Annotated in this window: 14 protein-coding genes; 10 read left to right on the top strand and 4 right to left on the bottom strand. The window is 53.5% G+C overall.

The window, feature by feature from the left end; all coding sequences use genetic code 11:
- The first annotated feature begins 44 nt into the window (after positions 1-44).
- The 4 genes from gltB (at position 45) to hemE (ending at position 9,960) form a co-directional block, all read left to right on the top strand.
- Positions 45-4,493 carry a glutamate synthase large subunit gene (gene gltB / locus Q8W32_RS07800; protein WP_303433888.1) on the top strand — a complete coding sequence of 1,483 codons (4,449 nt, stop codon included), beginning with the start codon at positions 45-47 and terminating at the stop codon, positions 4,491-4,493.
- A gap of 52 nt (positions 4,494-4,545) precedes the next feature.
- A complete protein-coding gene (locus Q8W32_RS07795; RefSeq protein WP_303433886.1) occupies positions 4,546-5,964 on the top strand; it encodes an FAD-dependent oxidoreductase in 1,419 nt (472 codons plus the stop codon).
- A gap of 140 nt (positions 5,965-6,104) precedes the next feature.
- On the top strand, positions 6,105-8,816 hold the full coding sequence (locus tag Q8W32_RS07790; RefSeq protein WP_305414419.1) for a hypothetical protein: 2,712 nt from the start codon (positions 6,105-6,107) through the stop codon (positions 8,814-8,816).
- A 79-nt stretch (positions 8,817-8,895) separates the two neighbouring features.
- Complete coding sequence (hemE, locus tag Q8W32_RS07785; protein WP_303433882.1) at positions 8,896-9,960, top strand: uroporphyrinogen decarboxylase; 1,065 nt, start codon at positions 8,896-8,898, stop codon at positions 9,958-9,960.
- A 118-nt stretch (positions 9,961-10,078) separates the two neighbouring features.
- Here the strand turns inward: hemE and radA are convergent, their stop codons facing one another.
- Positions 10,079-11,449, bottom strand: a complete 1,371-nt coding sequence (radA, locus tag Q8W32_RS07780) for a DNA repair protein RadA (RefSeq protein WP_303433880.1) — start codon at positions 11,447-11,449, stop codon at positions 10,079-10,081.
- A gap of 176 nt (positions 11,450-11,625) precedes the next feature.
- Here radA and Q8W32_RS07775 point away from each other — a divergent pair, with 176 nt between their 5' ends.
- Together Q8W32_RS07775 and Q8W32_RS07770 are read left to right on the top strand one after the other, a co-directional pair.
- Positions 11,626-12,897 (top strand): O-acetylhomoserine aminocarboxypropyltransferase/cysteine synthase family protein, encoded by a 1,272-nt coding sequence (locus Q8W32_RS07775; RefSeq protein ID WP_305414416.1) that lies wholly within the window; start codon positions 11,626-11,628, stop codon positions 12,895-12,897.
- Between the two features lie 57 nt (positions 12,898-12,954).
- A complete protein-coding gene (locus tag Q8W32_RS07770; RefSeq protein ID WP_305414415.1) occupies positions 12,955-13,626 on the top strand; it encodes a hypothetical protein in 672 nt (223 codons plus the stop codon).
- 88 nt (positions 13,627-13,714) lie between these two features.
- Here Q8W32_RS07770 and Q8W32_RS07765 read toward each other — a convergent pair whose 3' ends face one another.
- Complete coding sequence (locus Q8W32_RS07765) at positions 13,715-14,440, bottom strand: 16S rRNA (uracil(1498)-N(3))-methyltransferase (RefSeq protein ID WP_305414413.1); 726 nt, start codon at positions 14,438-14,440, stop codon at positions 13,715-13,717.
- 244 nt (positions 14,441-14,684) lie between these two features.
- On the opposite strand from Q8W32_RS07765, the gene Q8W32_RS07760 reads away from it, so the two are divergent.
- The 3 genes from Q8W32_RS07760 (at position 14,685) to dxs (ending at position 17,892) form a co-directional block, all read left to right on the top strand.
- Positions 14,685-14,927: an exodeoxyribonuclease VII small subunit gene (locus Q8W32_RS07760; protein WP_303433873.1), complete on the top strand. Its 243-nt coding sequence runs from the start codon at positions 14,685-14,687 to the stop codon at positions 14,925-14,927.
- Positions 14,924-15,823, top strand: coding sequence for a (2E,6E)-farnesyl diphosphate synthase (ispA, locus tag Q8W32_RS07755; RefSeq protein WP_303433872.1), 900 nt, complete (start codon positions 14,924-14,926; stop codon positions 15,821-15,823). The genes Q8W32_RS07760 and ispA overlap by 4 nt, the downstream gene beginning before the upstream one ends.
- 188 nt (positions 15,824-16,011) lie before the next feature.
- On the top strand, positions 16,012-17,892 hold the full coding sequence (dxs, locus tag Q8W32_RS07750; protein ID WP_305414411.1) for a 1-deoxy-D-xylulose-5-phosphate synthase: 1,881 nt from the start codon (positions 16,012-16,014) through the stop codon (positions 17,890-17,892).
- Between the two features lie 138 nt (positions 17,893-18,030).
- Here dxs and ribA read toward each other — a convergent pair whose 3' ends face one another.
- On the bottom strand, positions 18,031-18,663 hold the full coding sequence (gene ribA / locus Q8W32_RS07745) for a GTP cyclohydrolase II (protein ID WP_305414410.1): 633 nt from the start codon (positions 18,661-18,663) through the stop codon (positions 18,031-18,033).
- A gap of 232 nt (positions 18,664-18,895) precedes the next feature.
- On the opposite strand from ribA, the gene Q8W32_RS07740 reads away from it, so the two are divergent.
- On the top strand, positions 18,896-19,573 hold the full coding sequence (locus Q8W32_RS07740; protein ID WP_305414409.1) for a zinc metallopeptidase: 678 nt from the start codon (positions 18,896-18,898) through the stop codon (positions 19,571-19,573).
- 22 nt (positions 19,574-19,595) lie between these two features.
- Here the strand turns inward: Q8W32_RS07740 and Q8W32_RS07735 are convergent, their stop codons facing one another.
- Positions 19,596-20,066 (bottom strand): phosphatidylglycerophosphatase A, encoded by a 471-nt coding sequence (locus tag Q8W32_RS07735; protein WP_305414408.1) that lies wholly within the window; start codon positions 20,064-20,066, stop codon positions 19,596-19,598.
- Between the last annotated feature and the right edge of the window lie 61 nt (positions 20,067-20,127).

Genomic DNA, 20,127 nt, shown 5'->3' with positions numbered 1-20,127 from the left:
GCCGCAAATAATTTTAATAGCATTTTTTTGGTGAGAGCTGTTCTATGAGAACTGGTCTGTATACTCCAGGCGATTACAAAGACAACTGTGGCTTTGGTCTGTTGGCTCACTTGAAGGGCCAGCCAAGTCATGAGCTGTTGAAGACGGCTATCCAATCCCTGACTTGCATGACGCACAGGGGCGGTATTGCGGCTGACGGTAAAACAGGTGATGGCTGTGGGCTGTTGCTGCAGAAACCGGATTCGTTCCTGCGTGCAGTGACTCCGGAAGTGGGCATCGACTTACCCGCTCAATATGCAGTAGGCATGTTGTTTGTGGATCTTGATGACGCCATTTGCGCAGAACAACAAGCGGCGGTAGAAAAAGCAATCAAAGACCAAGGCCTGACAGTGCTAGGTTGGCGTACCGTGCCAACCAACAATGACTGCCTGGGTCCGATGGCCGTAGACTGCTTGCCTCGTTTCGAGCAAATTTTTGTCTCCAGTGAGACAGAAATGACGGATGCCGAACTGGACGTAAAACTTTTTTATGCCCGACGTTACGCAGAAAAGTCCCTGACCCAGTACCCGGATTTTTATATCGCCAGCCTGTCATCCCGAGTGCTGTCGTACAAAGGCCTGACCATGCCGGTCGACCTGCCGAATTTTTATCTGGACCTGGGCGACGAGCGCCTGGAAACCGCAATCTGTGTTTTCCACCAACGTTTCTCAACCAATACCATGCCTCGCTGGCAGTTGGCGCAGCCGTTCCGCATGCTGGCGCACAATGGTGAAATCAATACCATCCAGGGTAACCGCAATTGGGCCAACGCTCGCTCCAGCAAGTTTGTCAGCCCGTTGCTGCCCAACCTGATGGACTTGTCCCCGGTGGTGAATACGACGGGTTCGGATTCGTCGTCGATGGACAATATGCTGGAATTGTTGACCACGGGTGGCATGAGCCTGTTCCGTGCGTTACGGATGATGATTCCGCCAGCATGGCAAAATGTTGAAACCATGGATGCCGACTTGCGCGCATTCTACGAATACAATTCCATGCATATGGAACCATGGGATGGCCCGGCCGGGCTGGTCATTACAGATGGTCGTTACGCGGTCTGTGGTCTGGATCGTAACGGCTTGCGTCCGTCGCGCTGGGTCATTACCAAAAATGACTTTATTACCGTGGCATCTGAAGTGGGTGTGCATGACTACTTGCCACAGGATGTTGTGGCGAAGGGGCGGGTTGGACCTGGCCAGATCCTGGCAATCGATACCGAACAGGGTCGACTACTTAAAACCGATGACATTGATAACGCCCTGAAGGCCGAATTTCCTTACAAAAAATGGCTGCGTGAAAACGCCATTCGTATCGAAAGCGAACTGTATTTACAGAAAGCGGGCTTTGACCCCATTGCCGGTGAAGAGCTGGACTGCCAGCAAAAACTGCACCTGATTACCAACGAAGAGCGTGACCAGGTCTTGCGGCCCATGGGTGAAGAAGGTCAGGAAGCGACCGGCTCCATGGGTGATGACACCCCGATGGCGGTACTGTCATTGCGTGTTCGGCATGTCGCAGATTACTTCCGCCAGCAGTTTGCCCAGGTAACCAACCCGCCTATCGATCCGTTGCGAGAAGCGATTGTGATGTCGTTGGAAACCTGTGTTGGTGCAGAGAAGAATGTCTTTGAACAAACACCGGATCACGCCAATCGTATTATTCTGACGTCGCCTGTGCTGTCGCCATTAAAATTCATTGGCCTGACCAATCGTGCATCGGATGCTTTCCGGCATATCACCCTGTCGATGGCATTTGATCCGGAGATCGGTTTGCAGCAAGCGGTTCAGAACCTGACGCTGGCGGCAGAAAAAGCGATACAGGATGGCTACGTTATCCTGATTCTGAGTGACCGCGATGTGGTCAGGGATCAAGTACTGATTCCTGCCGTGATGGCAACTGGCGCGGTGCATCATCATCTGGTGCAAAAAGGCCTGCGTACCAACGGCAATATCGTGGTTGAAACCGGTGATGCCCGTGATGCGCACCATTTTGCCGTGCTGCTGGGTTTTGGTGCGACAGCTGTTTACCCATGGCTGGCGTATACCGTTCTGACCGACTTGCACCGTTCGGGTGAATTGCTGGGCGATCCGCTTAAATCGCAGCAGAATTACCGCAAGGCGATTCGTAAAGGCCTGATGAAAGTCATGTCCAAAATGGGCATTTCTACCGTCACGTCTTATCGCGGATCGCAGTTGTTTGAAGCGATTGGCCTGAGCCGGGAAGTGGTTGATTTGTGCTTCTGTGGCGTTACCAGCCGTATTGGTGGAGCAACCTTCTCTGACTTTGATGAAGACTTGCAGCTGATTGCGAAAAACGCCTGGAAAGCACGTAAGAAAATTGACCAGGGTGGTTTGCTGAAATACGTCCATGGCGGCGAATATCATGCGTACAACCCGGATGTGGTGAAAAACATCCAGACAGCCGTACAGCAAAACAGCCAGGCAGCCTACGATCGTTTTTCCGAGCTGGTGAATACTCGCCCGGTAGCGACCATTCGCGACTTGCTGGGATTCCGTAAAGGTATCCAGCCAATTGATATCAGCGAAGTTGAGCCGGTAGAGAAACTCTTCACACGTTTTGATACTGCGGCCATGTCGCTGGGTGCTCTATCGCCAGAAGCTCATGAAGCGCTGGCGGAAGCCATGAATGATCTGGGCGGTCGCTCCAACTCTGGTGAAGGGGGTGAAGACCCTGCTCGTTATGGCACTCGCAAGAACTCCAAAATCAAGCAGATTGCTTCCGGACGTTTTGGGGTGACCCCCGCTTATCTGGCCAGTGCCGAAGTGCTGCAGATCAAGGTTGCCCAGGGTGCCAAGCCAGGAGAAGGTGGCCAGTTGCCTGGTGGCAAGGTCAACGACCTGATTGCCACGTTACGGTATTCCGTACCGGGTGTGACGCTTATTTCGCCACCGCCTCATCACGATATTTACTCCATCGAAGATTTGGCTCAGCTGATCTTTGACCTGAAGCAAGTAAATCCAACGGCTCTGGTTTCGGTCAAGCTGGTTTCTGAACCCGGTGTTGGCACCATCGCTGCCGGTGTCGCCAAGGCCTATGCCGACCTGATTACCATTTCCGGTTACGACGGTGGTACTGCGGCATCACCGCTGACATCGATCAAGTACGCCGGTTCGCCATGGGAACTGGGTTTGTCCGAAGCGCATCAGGCCCTGCGTGCCAATGACCTTCGAGGCAAGGTACGGGTACAAACGGATGGTGGTTTGAAATCCGGCCTCGACGTTGTCAAGGCGGCTATCCTGGGTGCAGAGTCCTTTGGTTTTGGCACTCTGCCCATGGTCGCGGTTGGTTGTAAATACTTGCGTATTTGTCACCTGAACAACTGTGCGACCGGTGTTGCCACCCAGAACGATGACTTGCGTGAGAAGCACTATATCGGCACCGCCGAGATGGTGAAAAACTACTTCTACTTCCTTGCTGAAGAAGTACGCGGTTTGATGGCTCAACTGGGGGTTCGCAGTCTGGACCAGCTGATTGGTCGTACGGAGTTGTTGGAAATGCTGGAAGGTAAAACCGGCAAGCAACGCCACCTCGATCTGACGCCGATTCTGGTCAATGACCAGATTCCAGAAAATAAACCCCATACCGTTGAGGTCGAGCGTAACGCACCGTATGACGAAGGTTTACTGGCTGAACGTATGGTGGAAGAGATTCTGCCAGCGATTGAAGCCAAAACAGGTGGTGAATTCGATTTTGTGATTACCAACTGTGACCGTTCGATCGGTGCTCGCCTGTCGGGTGAAATTGCCCGTCGTTACGGCAATCAGGGTATGGCAGACAAGCCAGTACGTCTGAGCCTGAAAGGTGTGGCAGGTCAGTCCTTTGGTGTCTGGAATGCCGGTGGCCTGCAAATGGTATTGGAAGGTGACGCCAACGATTATGTCGGTAAAGGCATGACAGGTGGCAAGCTGGTTATTTTCCCGCCCAAGCGCTCCGAATTCAAAACCAACGATACCTCCATTGTGGGTAATACCTGCTTGTATGGGGCAACTGGCGGTAAACTGCTGGCAGCAGGTCGTGCCGGTGAGCGTTTTGCGGTGCGTAACTCTGGTGCTCATGCCGTCGTCGAAGGAACTGGGGATCACTGCTGTGAATATATGACCGGTGGCATGGTCTGTGTGCTGGGTGAAACCGGTTACAACTTTGGCGCTGGTATGACCGGCGGCTTTGCTTATGTGCTGGATCGTAACAACAGCTTTGTTGACAAGTACAATCATGAGCTGGTTGATATTCATCGTATCAGCAATGAAGAAACGGAAGCGCACCGTAACCATTTACGCAGCGTTATTCGTGAATTTGTGGCAGAGACAGGCAGTGCCTGGGGACAAGCAATCCTCGATGACTTTGATGGTTTTATTGGTCGTTTCTGGCTGGTCAAACCAAAGGCTGCTGATCTGCAACAGCTGCTGAAAAACACCCGCGCTCGTCCTGAGTAATCTCACGACGCGACAACAGAATGAGTCCAGGACGAGTATAGAGAGGTTCGAGATGGTACAACGTCTGAACAACAATTTTCAGTTTGTTGAAGTGGGTCGCCAGGACCCGAAGAAAAAAGCAATTTCCACTCGCAAGAAGCAGTTTGTGGAGATTTACGAGCCGTTCAAACAGGCTCAGGTAAACGATCAGGCGCACCGTTGCCTGGCGTGTGGTAATCCATACTGTGAATGGAAATGCCCGGTACATAACTACATTCCCAACTGGCTGAAACTGGCCAGCGAAGGCAACATCTTGGAAGCCGTGGAACTGAGTCATCAGACCAACACGCTGCCAGAAGTATGTGGCCGAGTGTGTCCACAAGACCGTTTGTGTGAAGGCTCCTGCACTCTGAACGACGGGTTTGGGGCAGTGACGATTGGTAATGTAGAGAAATACATTACCGATACGGCATTTGCGATGGGCTGGAAACCGGATATGTCCAAAGTCGTACCGACGGGCAAACGCGTTGCTGTTATTGGTGCGGGTCCTGCTGGTTTGGGTGCGGCTGATGTACTGGTTCGCAACGGTGTTACCCCGGTAGTCTTCGATAAATACCCAGAGATCGGTGGCTTGCTGACCTTCGGTATTCCTGAGTTCAAGCTCGAGAAAACCGTCATGTCCAACCGCCGCAAGGTATTTCAGGAAATGGGCGTGGAATTCCGTCTGGAGACCGAAGTAGGCAAGGATGTGGACTTCCAGAGCATCATCGACGAATTTGATGCCGTCTTCCTCGGCATGGGCACTTACAACTACATGAAAGGCGGTTTCCCTGGTGAAGATCTGCCCGGCGTGCACGATGCGCTGGATTTCCTGATCTCCAACGTGAATCGCAACCTGGGCTTTGAAAAAGATGCGGCTGATTTTATCAGCATGAAAGGCAAACAGGTGGTTGTGCTGGGTGGTGGTGATACAGCCATGGACTGTAACCGCACCTCCATCCGCCAGGGCGCTGCGCGTGTCAGCTGTGCCTATCGTCGCGACGAGAAAAACATGCCAGGCTCCAAACGTGAAGTGACCAATGCGCGAGAAGAAGGCGTAAAATTCCTCTTCAACCGTCAACCGGTTGCTATCATCGGCGAAGATAAAGTCGAAGGCGTCAAGGTGGTGACAACCGAAATGGGTGAGCCTGATGAAAACGGCCGTCGCCGTCCTCAGGTAGTGGAAGGGTCTGAAGAAATCCTGCCTGCGGATGCGGTGCTGGTTGCTTTTGGCTTTCGTCCAAGCCCTGCGCCCTGGTTCAAGGACTTCGGCATTGAAGTGAACAACTGGGATGGTGTTGTTGCACCAGAAGGCCAGGAATTCAAACATCAAACGACCAATCCGAAGGTTTTTGCCGGAGGTGATATGGTTCGAGGATCTGATTTGGTCGTCACGGCAATATACGAGGGTCGCCAGGCTGCTGAAGGTATTCTTGACTATCTGGATGTCTGATAAATTCTGTTTTTGTGACAGAACGTAGAAAACGCGGCATTAGCCGCGTTTTTTGTGTATGGCTGTTGTTCGTATGTAAATGTTATCCTTCCCGACCTGTTGTGAAATCGTCTGGAACTGCCCGAAAGGAGCTTGTCGTTATGTCATTGCGCGATTTGTTGTTGCTGGTTTTGTTTGCTGGAACCTTGTCTGCGTGCGGAGGAGGAGAGTCTGTTGCGGACGCTAGCGCAGGAGATAGCAGTTCAGATGACACCGACGATACCGACGACACAGATGATAGCGATGATTCGGATCTTACAGAAGAGACGGTGATTGAAGCATTGGGAAATGGTACTGGTGCTGATTTTGAGGAGGGTGCTATCGCCTCGTCGGAAGATTATGTGCTTGTTGGCGGCAGTGTTACATTGACCATCGATGGTGTTGATCAGAATGACAGTAATTCATCACTGACCAGCGACAGTTATTACTACACTTTCACATCTGACTGCTCCTTGGGTTTGTTCTCCATTGCGTCTTCCTACACCAGTACGGGGTCTGTTTCTTCTACCTATCGCAACAAGGGATGTAGTGGTGGTGATACCATTACAGCAACGCTGTATTCTGATGCATCTTCCAGTACTGAGCTGGCAACTGCTACGGTGTTTGTCAGCACGGACTACCCGTCCCTGGGGACCGATAGCGGTATTTCCTTTACGGAAGGGCAGCTGGAAGGTGACCTGGAAATCTCCGACGAAGACAGTACCGACCTCTCTGTGAATATTGTTAATCCATTGTCTTCCAATGCGCTGGTGACGGACGATAGTTATATCATTGAATGGTATAGCGATTGTGCTGATGGCGAGTTTTCTGTATCGCGTGAAACCAATTCTGATGGGACTTTCAGCACCAGTTACAATGCTGACTATACGACCTGTCCTGGCGACAATAACCTGACGCTACTGTTGTTTGGTGATACGGATACCGAATGCAGTCTTACGGATACCGACAGCTGTTATGTTGTCATGACGTCGGTTGTAACTGTTGAACAAGGGGTTGAACCTAAATTAGGTGTGCTTGACGATGATGAGTTCTATACCGAGTTGCTGGTGAATGGTATTCGTGAAAGTGAATATGGTGATGATCCAACTTCGGAAAACGTCAGTGACGAGCTCAAGTTATCTGCGGGTGGCACCATGCTGATCACCGCTAATATTGTTGATGATAATGATGATGACAACTTGGCTACAGGTACAACCTATGGTGTCAGTCTGGAATCCAGCTGTGTCGAAGATGGCACAGCTACTCTGGATTCGGATGAAAAAACAACAACGACGGGTACGGTAACTTTTACCTATACTGCGAATGGCTGCCTGGAAGACGCTTTCTCGGCCAATCTTTACTCTGTTGAAAGTGGAGAGCTGGCGACTCAGCTTAATGATGATGAAGTCACTGGTATTATTTTTATCCAGTCTGCAGAAGTTGGAGCGATTACATTCACCAGTGTATCGGAACCCTATATCTCACTGAAAAATATTGGGGATGCGGTACTGCCAAAGCAGAGTACTGTCACCTTTACTGTGGTGGATAAGCAGGGAGAAGTTGTTGAAGGTCAAGAAGTCTCCTTTGAATTGACCAATACAACGGGGGGAATCACACTTGGTAGCGGAGAAGTAACTGACTCCGACGTAACAGACTCCAGCGGTCAGGTTACTGCAATTATTAACTCCGGGACATCACACGCTGTGACATCGGTTCGTGCAACGACGGAAACCAGCGATGGCACATCCATCAGCACAACCTCTCAAGCAATTTCAATTACGACTGGTATTGCCGACCAGGACAGCTTTGATATTGCCGTCGATATCTTTAACCCCGGAGCGTATGCCACAAACGGTACTGAAGTATCAGTGACTGTATACGCAGCCGACCAGTATCAGAACCCGGTTGCTGATGGCACTGTTGTGAACTTTACTGCGGAAAGCGGCACGATTGAATCTTACTGTGTGACCACCACAGGTACGTGCTCTGTCACCTGGTACAGCAGTGGTGTTCGTCCAGGAAAGCATGAAGCCAGCCTGGATAGGGTGAACGAAATTGATCCTCAGGGACGGGTATATGACGGCTTTATTGAGGATAGTGACTGTGCGAGCACTGTATGTGGTATGACTACGATCACTGCCTACACCGTAGGTGAATCCAGTTATACCGATACCAATGGTAATGGTACTTTTGATGTTCTGGATGATACCGGCGCTGAACCTTATGTTAGCTATCCGGAAGCTTTCCGTGACGATAACTGGAATGAAGCGCTGGATACCAATTCTGATGGTCAGGTAGTTGAGGCTTTTTTCGACTTTGATACCGATGGGGCTTACGACGAGGCACCAACCGTCTTTCAGGGACTCGTCTGTTCAGACTCTGCTATTAATGCTGATACTGCAGGTGAAAGTCACTGCGACTCCTTGATGCATGTACGGGATAGTATCCGGATCGTTCAGAGTTATGCCGAAGCGCCGAATATGCGCTTCTATACATATGATGGCACCTCATTCACCGAGACCAGTGCCAGTGAGATTACACTCGTTGATGGCGGTGAGTTCTATGTATTGCTACAGGATTGGAATGGCAATGCTCCTGCTAATGGAACTACCTTGTCAGTTGAAGGCGATGGTTATGAAATCTATGGTTCTTCAGGTACGGTGAGTAATTCGATAGGTCTTCTATATGGAGAAACCTATAACGACCTAGCGACTACTGGCTTACCTAGTTATGGCATGCTTTATTATGTGTCATTCAAGGAAGAGGATGAGCCTGAATCCATTACCGTTACAGCAACGTATGGGGATTTGGAAAAATCCGTAACCATTGATTAGTCGACATCGCAAATCAGTCTGACTTGAGGAATTCTGCTATCATCCGTCGCTGGTACACTTCCAGCGACGGATGATTTGCATGGACCCAGTTAAAAACGACCGCTTTCTCAAGGCGCTGCTGCGCCAACCAGTTGATCGTACCCCCATATGGATGATGCGTCAGGCCGGACGTTACCTGCCTGAATATCGCTCCAGTCGGGGAGAAGCCGGCGACTTTATGTCGTTGTGCAAAAATCCCGAATTGGCCTGTGAGGTAACGCTTCAGCCTCTGGAGCGCTTTCCGCTCGATGCCGCTATTCTGTTTTCCGATATTCTGACCATTCCGGATGCCATGGGCCTGGGCCTGTATTTTGAAACAGGGGAAGGACCGCGTTTCAAAAAGGTTATCCGTACCGCCGCGGATGTTCAGCAGTTGAAGGTTGTGAATACCGAGTCCGACTTGAATTACGTCTTGAAAGCGGTGACGACCATTCACTCTGAGCTGAATGGCCGTGTACCTCTGATCGGTTTCTCCGGCAGTCCCTGGACATTGGCAACCTATATGGTTGAAGGTGGCTCGTCGAAGGACTTCCGTCATGTGAAAGCGATGATGTACGACACGCCGGAAGTCATGCATCAGCTGCTGGATGTGCTTGCCAAATCGGTGATTGATTATCTTAATGCCCAGATTCGGGCCGGAGCCCAGGCGGTACAGATTTTTGATACCTGGGGCGGCAGTCTGAGTGATGTGGCGTATCAGGAATTTTCGCTGCGCTATATGCGTCAAATTGTAGAAGGCCTGACGCGGGTGTATGACGGCCAGCAGATTCCTGTGATCCTGTTTACCAAAGGCGGAGGGCAGTGGCTGGAGTCGATGGCTGACACCGGAGCCGATGCCTTGGGGCTGGACTGGACAACCGATATGGGTCAGGCGCGTCAGCGTGTTGGCAGCAAGGTTGCGTTGCAAGGCAATATGGACCCATCGGTGTTATATGCCTCGCCTGCAACGATTCGTGCCGAAGTTAAACGTATTCTCGATAGCTATGGTTATGGTACCGGGCATGTTTTTAACCTGGGTCACGGTATCCATCAGTTTGTGGACCCTGAACGAGCCAAGGCTTTTGTTGAAGCGGTGGTTGAGTTAAGCCCGGCGTATCACGGCTAGACCGACGATAATGACGACAATAGAGATGCGAGTTTATCTCTGTTGCTGCCCGCCAATCCTTGATTGTGCGGGCCGTCCGGTTGTCTGGCGAAGCGACTGAGCGTGATTTGTATCTGTGTCAGATATTTTCCAGTGCTTGTTGCAAGCGCTCGACACCAATAACCGTCATGCCCTCCGGCATGATTTTGGGCATATTGGCTTTGGGTACAATCGCCCGCTTGAAACCATGTTTGGCCGCCTCCCGAATCCGCTCCTGCCCCGAAGGTACCGGGCGGATTTCGCCGGATAGCCCCACTTCCCCAAAGACAATCATATCCTGTGGTAATGGCACGTTGCGGAAGCTTGACAGGGCCGCGAGCAATAGCGCCAGGTCGGCACTGGTCTCCGACACCCGGACACCGCCAACCACATTGATATAGACATCCTGATCCCCCAGATGAATGCCTCCATGACGATGCATGGCCGCGAGCAGCAGGTTTAACCGGTTCTGGTCGAGACCAACAGCAACCCGCTTGGGCTGGCCAAAATGACTGTCGTCGACCAGCGCCTGAATCTCGATCAATAAAGGCCGGGTGCCTTCCCAGATGACCATCACGGCACTGCCGGGTGACGGCTCGTCACTGCGACTGAGGAAAATGGAGCTGGGGTTTTTGACTTCTTTCAGGCCACTGTCCAGCATGGCAAACACCCCCAGCTCGTTAATCGCACCGAACCGATTCTTGATGCCTCGCAGGGTGCGATAACGGCTGTCGTTGGAGCCTTCCAGCATGATGGAACAATCGATCATGTGTTCGAGTACTTTGGGCCCGGCCAGAGTACCGTCCTTGGTGACGTGTCCGACCAGCAACAATACGGTGTTGGTTTGTTTGGCAAAGCGGGTCAGCATGGCAGCGCTTTCGCGTACCTGAGAGACACTGCCGGGGGCGGAATCCACGCCTTCGACATGCATCACCTGAATCGAATCAATCACCACTACTCGGGGCTGATGCTGTTGCAGGGTCTGGATCAACTGTTCCACGCTGGTTTCACTGAGCATATTGAGCTGATCCATCGGCAAACCCAGACGGCGTGCGCGCATGGCAACCTGCTGCAGGCTTTCTTCGCCGGTGACGTATAACGCCGGCATCTGACGGGCGAGATTACACATGGTTTGTAGCAGCAAGGTGGATTTGCCAGCACCGGGATGACCACCAATCAGAATGGCGGAACCCGGTACCAGGCCACCACCCAGTACCCGGTCAAATTCCTGCATCCCGGAACTGAACCTGGGGACTTCATCGAGATTGACCTGATCCAGTCGCTGGATACCGGTTTGTCCGGCGGCACCTGCGTATCCACCCAAACCCGCACCTCGAGCCGGGGTTTTGGCGGCTGTAACGACAAATTCCTGCAGTGTGTTCCAGGCGCCGCACCCCGTACATTGACCTTGCCATTTGGAATGATCGGTACCGCAGTCGGCACAGACATAAGCGATTTTTTTCTTGGCCATAACGGGGTCCGGTTTCCGGTAAAACAAAGTAGTGAAACAAAGAATAGAGCGAGTTTACGGCGGGGCGGAGTGAATGCAAGGGCGCGCACCGTGGGCGGCCGGTCACTATGGCAAGCCGCCGCATCTTGTTACACTGACATCTTTACGCTAAAGCTGACAATGAGGATTTTTCGTCCATGAAAATAGAAACACAGGCGATTCATGCAGGGTTCAGTGAAGACCCGACGACACGTGCGGTTGCGGTGCCCATTTATCAGACCACGTCATACAGCTTTCGCGATACCCAGCATGGTGCTGATCTGTTTGATCTGAAAGAGCCGGGTAATATTTATTCCCGTATCATGAATCCGACCAATGCGGTTCTGGAAGAGCGTCTGGCAGCGATGGAAGGCGGTATCGGCGCGCTCTGTCTGGCATCCGGCATGGCGGCAATTACTGCCGCGATTCAAACCTTGGCGCGGGCTGGTGATAATATCGTCAGTGTCAGTCAGCTTTATGGCGGTTCCTATAATCTGTTTGCCCATACTTTTCCGCAGCAGGGTCTGGAAGTGCGCATGGCTTCCGGTGACGATGTAGCAGCGTTGGAAGCTCTGATTGATGACAACACCAAGGCACTGTTCTGCGAATCCATCGGCAACCCGGCTGGCAATATCGTAGACCTGCAAGCACTGTCCGATATGGCGCACAGGCACGGACTGCCGGTGATTGTTGATAATACCGTGGCGACACCGTATCTGTGTCGGCCGTTTGAGTTCGGTGCTGATATTGTGGTGCATTCCCTGACCAAATACATTGGTGGTCATGGAACGACACTGGGCGGCGCCATTGTCGATTCAGGCAAATTCTCATGGAAAGATAACCCGCGTTTCCCGCACTTTAATGAGCCAGACCCGTCGTACCACGGTGTGATTTATACTCAGGACATGGGTGATGCTGCCTTTATTGCCCGTGCCCGTGTGGTGCCTCTGCGTAATATGGGTGCTGCCTTGTCGCCGATGAGTTCCTTCCTGTTGCTGCAGGGGCTGGAAACCCTTGCCCTGCGGATGGATCGCCATGTCGAAAACGCCCAGCAAGTGGCTGAATATCTGCATAATCATCCACAGGTCAGCTGGGTCAATTATGCCGGATTGGAGAGCAGCCCCTATTACGAAGTGGCTCAGAGAATGACCCAAGGGAAGCCGTCAGCGATTCTCAGTTTTGGTATCAAGGGCGGGGCAGAAGCCGGAACAAAATTTATTGATGCACTGCAGCTGATCAAGCGGCTGGTCAATATTGGTGATACCAAAAGCCTGGCCTGTCATCCGGCAACGACCACGCACCGGCAGCTGAATGAAGAAGAGCTGGCGTCTGCGGGTGTCAGCAAGGACCTGATCCGTCTGTCGATTGGTATTGAGCACGCCGACGATATTATTGCTGATATCACTCAGGCGCTGGATGCGGCAGGCTAAACGGTTACTGCATGCAAAACCTGCCCAGGCGAATGCCTGGGCTTGAAGGAGAAAAGAATGTCGTTCGGACAGTTTGTTGCGCTGGCCAGTTTTGTGTTATCGATGGGAACCATCGCCGTGACCTATGCGGTGGGAACGGCCCAGGGCACCGCGGAACTTTGCAATCCGTTTCTCGATGGCTGTACCGATATTACCCATACCGGCATGAAGGGAGACGCCGGGTTTATCTTCCGGGGCGGCATGATTACCGCCTGCGCCTTTTTCATGATCTGGTGGCAGGTTATGAGCACCTGGTTGGCCGGGCACAGTCATCGACTGACTTTAGCCATCATGCAGTTTTTTGGTGTGCTGGCGGCTTTGGGGCTGCTGGTTGGTACTGCGGTTTTATTACCGGAGAAGTCAGCAACTCACTGGGGTGTGCATGTCCGTGGCGCCAATCTGTTTTTTCAGGGCATGCTGGTGGCGCTGACGATTAACTATGTATTGATCTGGCGTGGCCGCAGGCGAGGTTTGCAGGTGCCATCATTCTGGTTGAAAACCGTTTTGATGGCGTTGCTGTGGTTCCAGTTTATTGCTTTTGCAGGTGTCACCATCGGTATGGATATGAGCCATGGCAAACGTCTGATCGAGTGGTGGGCGACGCTGTTTATTGGCGTGTATTTTCTTAGTAGCTGGTGGGACTGGTCGTCGCTCCGGCTTGGAGTGGTCAGTACGCCGTCCCGTGAGTAGCTGTGGATGGGTTGAGTCTGATCTCTGGCGGCAGCGGCGGTTATTGCTGCGCAAACCAAGCGTTACAAGCGTTGCGAGTTAATAGTAGTTAAAAGTCACCCCATAAAAATTGCAAGACCGAGACTGCAGCCAGTGCGGCGGTTTCGGTACGCAGAATCCTTGGCCCCAGCAACAGACCCTGAAAACCATGAGCCGCCCCTGCGGCGACTTCGGTATCTGTCAGACCACCTTCGGGGCCAACCAATAAAGCAACACTGGCTGGCGGATGAGCTTGTTGCAGCGGTTGCTGGTTGTGTGGATGTAATATCAGCCGCCGTTCAGCATCACATCGGGCATACCAGTCGTTCAGGGACAGAGCCGGCAAAACCTGTGGAATACGGTTGCGACCACTTTGTTCGCAGGCGGATAACGCGACCTTTTGCCAGTGTTCGATTTTCTTCTCGAGCCGCTCACCTTTCAGGCGTACATCGCAGCGTTCACTGAACAGCGGGGTGATCTGGCTGACCCCCAGCTCGGTGGCTTTCTGGATGGTGAAATCCATCTTGTCGCCCTTGGAGATAACCTGGCCGAGGTGGAGCGGTAATGGAGGTGTGGCCTCTGCGGCAGAGGCTGTAACAATATGTATTTCCGCCTGCTTTTTATTGGCCGTAGCGATGGTGCCCTGATACTCACAGCCGTCACCATTAAACAGCCGCACCGGAGCCGTCACGGTCAGGCGCAGCACCCGCAACAGGTGCAGGCTGGGCTGCTCATCGAGCGTAACGGTTTGCCCGACGATCAAGGGCTGATTGGTAAAAATTCTCGGTGACGACATCGTTTTCTCCACAGGCAATCGCGGCGGATAATAGCACCGGCAGCGGGGATGACACAGTGTCACGCCATGGCTTTTGTTTCCCTAGGATTCAGCGTCTGCACCGGCTTCCGTGCCGCAGAGGCTCAACTGCCGACCGGGTATTCCAGCGCGCAAACATCTCTGTTCTATGGCAAAAACTGGCTGTCAGACTTGTTGAAGCTGCAGTCAGGCGCTACTGTGGCGGCACACAGCGTGGGTAGGTGTTATGAGCGATAAACAACAAGCATTTGATTTTGAACAGTCGCTGGCAGAGCTGACGTCTCTGGTACAGCGAATGGAAAGTGGTGAACTGACTCTGGAGCAGTCTCTGGGAGCGTTTGAGCAAGGGATTCGGCTGACCCGCTCGTGTCAGCAGGCACTGGCCGAGGCGGAACAAAAAGTAACGCTGCTGACTGAGCAGAATGGCCAGAGTCTGGCACAACCCATGGTTCGGGATGCTTTTGAATGAGCCTGTTGCCAGAACGGCTGACCGCCGTGCAAAAACAGCTGGAACAGCAATTGCGGGCAGCTGTAATACAGCTGGATAGTTGTGATTCACGGCTGGCCGAAGCCATGCAATACGGCTTGCTTAATGGTGGCAAGCGCTTACGGCCATTATTGGCCTATGCCGCTGCAGAAGCATTGGGTGGCCAGCCAGGCCAGGCCGATAGCGCGGCGACAGCACTGGAAATGGTGCACAGCTACAGTCTGATCCACGACGATTTACCGGCGATGGACGATGACGACCTGCGGCGTGGCAAGCCCACGACTCATATTGCCTTTGATGAAGCCTCGGCCATTCTGGCAGGTGACGCCTTGCTGACTGGCGCCTTTGAAATCCTGCTGGCTGATGACAGCCTGTCGGCAGAGCAGCGGCTGGCGATGACCACACTGCTGGCCAGAGCGGCCGGAGCGTTTGGTATGGTTGGAGGACAAAGCATCGACCTCAACCATGTCGGCAAGCCCATGTCTCTGGTTGAGCTGGAGCAGATGCACCGGGGTAAAACCGGTGCATTGATTCGCGCCTCCGTGATGCTGGGAGCCATGTCGGTGCGCTGGCCACTGGCAGCCGGGCAAGAACAGGCATTGACTGACTACGCCAATGCCATCGGGCTGGCCTTCCAGGTTCAGGATGACATTCTCGATGTGGAAGGGGATACCTCGACTCTGGGCAAGCAGGCGGGAGCCGATATTGCCCTCAACAAACCGACCTATCCGGCCTTGTTGGGGATGGATGCCGCTCGACAAAAAGCGCTGGAACTGTGTCAGCAAGCCCAGGCAGCCTTGCTGGTATTGCAGCAAGATGGCGGCCAAACCGGCTTGCTGCAACAGATTGCCGACTATGTGATTGAGCGTAATCACTGACCTGGCCTGCTCCCGGAGCCAGCCGCAGGTTGGCCATGGCAGGACAGATACCGGAAGGAATCATGACCAAGGTGGCTATTGGCCTACTCAATAGCCACCGCAATCGTTAGAATGGTCGCCCTTTTTTGCTATTACGTAGCAGCATCTGCGCAATATCTGATGCTCAACGACCGGAAACACAACGCCTGATGTTTACCGAAATACCGAGTTCTCGTCCTCTTACTCCTTTACTGGATGCTATCAATCAGCCTGCCGACTTGCGCCTGCTGGCGCCGGAGCAACTTCAGGAGGTCTGCTGTCAGCTGCGAGAATACCTGCTCTACAGTGTTGGACAGTCAGGCGGGCACTTTGCCGCCGGACTTGGCGTGGTGGAGCTGACGGTTGCATTACACTATGTCTTTAACACCCCGGATGACCGTCTGGTGTGGGATGTCGGCCATCAAGCCTACCCCCATAAAATACTCACCGGTCGCCGTGAAGCAATGCCCCTTATTCGCAGTGAAGAAGGCCCGGCCGCGTTTCCACATCGTAATGAGAGCGTATACGACACCTTTGGCGTAGGTCATTCCAGTACCTCCATTGGTGCAGCACTGGGCATGGCGCTGGGTTTTCGCCAGCAAGGACTGGAGCAGGAATCGGTTGCCATTATCGGCGATGGAGCCATCACCGCCGGTATGGCGTTTGAGGCGCTGAACCATGCCGGTCATGTCAAAGCCGATATGCTGGTTATTCTGAACGACAACGATATGTCGATTTCCAATAACGTCGGCGCATTAAACAAGTATTTCACCCGCATCTGGTCATCGAAAACCTATTCCGCCATGCGGGCGGGCAGCAAAAAAGTATTGGAGAAAATCCCGTCAGCGTGGGAATTTGCCCGCCGTACCGAAGAGCATATGAAAGGCATGGTGGCTCCGGGCACCCTGTTTGAAGAGCTGGGTTTTAACTACTATGGCCCGATCGATGGCCATGATCTTGGCGAGCTGGTCCAGACCCTGACCAACCTGGCGAAAATGAAAGGGCCGCGCTTCCTGCATATCGTTACGCGCAAGGGCAAGGGTTTCGAACCTGCGGAGCAAGACCCGATTGGTTATCACGCCCTGAAGCCGGTGCATCAGGCATCGACTGCGGTCAAAAAACCGACCTACTCGAATATCTTCGGCGAATGGCTGTGCGATATGGCTGCCGCTGATGCACGGCTGGTCGGTATTACTCCGGCGATGCGCGAAGGCTCTGACCTGATTCGTTTTTCACATGAATTCCCGGATCGTTATTACGACGTTGCCATTGCTGAGCAGCATGCGGTGACGCTGGCGGCCGGTCTGGCGTGTGAAGGCAGCAAGCCGGTGGTTGCCATTTATTCGACTTTTCTGCAACGGGCGTACGATCAGCTGATACACGATGTGGCGTTGCAAAATCTGGATGTATTGTTTGCCATCGACCGCGCCGGACTGGTCGGGGAAGACGGCCCGACCCACCATGGCGCCTTCGATCTCAGCTATCTGCGCTGTATTCCGAATCTGGTCGTGATGACACCATCTGATGAAAACGAATGTCGCCAGATGCTGTATAGCGGTTATCAACATATTGGCCCGGCAGCGGTGCGTTATCCTCGTGGCAGCGGCCCCGGCATGGAGACAGAGACCACCATGGCGGTCGTGCCGCTTGGTAAGGGGCGGATTGTGCGCTCATCGACCGCTGCTGCCGGCCAGCGAGTGGCCTTGCTGGGCTTTGGTGCCCCGTTAAGCAGCGCGCTGGCAATAGCGGAAGCGCTGGATGCGACCGTTGCGGACATGCGGTTTGTCAAACCACTGGATGATGCCCTGGTTGCCTCGCTGGCAGAATCTCATGACCTGCTGGTAACGCTGGAAGAAAACGCCACGGCGGGTGGAGCAGGCAGTGCAGTGCTGGAATCCCTGGCGGCTGCGGGCGTGATGGTACCGGTTTTACTGACGGGATTACCCGATCGCTATATCGAACATGCCAGCCCGGATCGCCAATGGCTGGATGCCGGTCTTGATAGCAACCATGTGCTGGAGCGGATTCAGCAGCGTCTGGCGCAGCTCTGACCGCTCCAACCGTCGGCCAGTGTTAATCGCTGGCCGGTCTGGCCTTGGAGGACGGTTTGGCTTATGGGCCACTGGGAAAACAGCCCAGGTCAGCTCCAGGCAGTAGACAATGGACAGTCGACAGAGACCGGAAAGACCTCAGACCGGCTCATCATCCTGATGAGTCAGCGGCGCAACGGCGGTATTGCTGAGCATATGCCCCAGCTTGCTGGCCTTGGTGGTGAGATAGCCATCGTTGTACGGGTTTCTGCCCACTTCGATGGCCACTCGCTCAATGACTTTCACACCGGCTTCTGACAGAGCCTTCACCTTGCGCGGGTTGTTGGTCATCAGGCGCACGGCATGAATACCCAAATGGCTCAGCATGGGTTCACACATGCTGTAGTCACGCATATCGGCACCAAACCCCAGCTGCTCATTGGCTTCGACCGTATCGGCGCCCTGATCTTGCAGGTGATAGGCACGGATTTTGTTCAACAGACCAATGCCACGGCCTTCCTGACGCAAGTACAGCACCACACCATGGCCTGCCTCTGCCACCGAACGCATCGCTTCTTCAAGCTGATAACCACAATCGCAGCGCATGCTGAATAACGCATCACCGGTCAGGCACTCGGAGTGAGCACGGGCGAGTACCGGCTCGCCGTTGCCAACATCCCCCAGCGTCAGTGCCACATGCTCTTTGCCGGCAACGGTGTCTTCAAATCCGTGCATGGTAAAGACGCCAAATGGCGTTGGCAGCTTGGACGATGCAATGTATTGGATACTCAAGGCTCTCACCTCCGATAAAACAAGCGGCGTATTCTATCAGCACGAACCATAATCCCCCAAACTTCCCTGACCTTAAAAACGGGACTTGTTGGTGTCACAATGGCACATCGCTGCTTCTGGCCTTGGCAAAGGTTCGAAAATGGCATACATCACCTCGAAACAGAGCATTACGAGGGGATTCTTCCAGCGTCGTAAAGCGTCTGGTTAACACACTGTTGCACAGGATATATAGATGCTGATGATCGCCGGGGTCGTTATTTTGCTGCTGGTACTGGTTTTGCCGGGGTTATGGGTACGCCACGTGCTGACTCGTCACAGCTCGGTGCGTGACGATTTTCCCGGAACCGGGGGAGATATGGCCCGGCACCTGATCCACAAGCTGGAGCTGGAACAGGTGGTGGTCGAAGCAACAGAACAAGGCGACCACTATGACCCCCAACAGCATGCCGTGCGACTGACCGCCGACAAGCTCGATGGCAAGTCGCTCACCGCAGTAGTGGTGGCGGCCCATGAAGTAGGCCATGCCCTGCAGCACCAGCGTGGCGAGCGGATGTTCTCCTGGCGTCAGGGGCTGGCAGTACTGGCGAGCTGGATGCAACGGCTGGCACCGGTGGCACTGTTGCTGTCGCCCTTGCTGCTGGCGATACAGCCCGGACTGTCACGCTGGACATTGTTGATTGCGGTACTGGCGATGAGCATCAACACCTTGGTGCATCTGGTAACCTTGCCGGTCGAGCTGGATGCCAGTTTTAACAAAGCCCTGCCGCTGTTACAGCAAGGCCAGTATCTGGATGACGCCGATATGCTTCATGCCCGCACCATTTTGCGAGCCGCCGCCCTGACGTACGTTGCCGGTTCCCTGATGAGTCTGTTGAATATTTGGCGCTGGTTGCGTTATTTGCGGCGTTAGAGCGGGTGTTAGATCAGCACCCTCAGATCAACACCCAGGCCGCCAGCTGCAAGCAGACCAGAGCGAAGATACCCGCCAGTACATCGTCAATCATAATGCCAAAACCGCCTTCGACCTGTTCATCCAGCCATTTGATCGGCCAGGGCTTGAGGATGTCGAAAAAGCGGAACAAGACAAACCCTGCCAGAATCCATTCCCAGCCAGACGGCAGGGCAATATAGGTAATCCACAAGCCGATCCATTCATCCCAGACAATACCCGGGTGATCATGTACCCCCAGGTCGTGCGACGTTTGCTGGCAAAGGTAAACGCCAAAGGCAAAACCGGCGATCAGGATACCGAGATACGGTAACAGGGGAATGTCCGCTAGCAATAGCAGCCAGACCGGCAGCGCTGCGATGGTGCCAAAGGTGCCCGGTGCTTTGGGGGCCAGACCAGAACCCAGGCCAAACGCGAGCCAATGTGTCCAAGATGTTAATTGCGTGCGAGCCACAGGTTACTCCGTTGACAGCGACCAGAATAAAGCAGCGATGATAAAGAGATGACGGCAGGAC

Source organism: Oceanobacter sp. 3_MG-2023 (genome assembly GCF_030688925.1).
Taxonomy (GTDB): domain Bacteria; phylum Pseudomonadota; class Gammaproteobacteria; order Pseudomonadales; family Oceanobacteraceae; genus Oceanobacter.
Note: the sequence above shows the minus strand (reverse complement) of the source record. Positions and strands in the feature narration are given on the sequence as shown.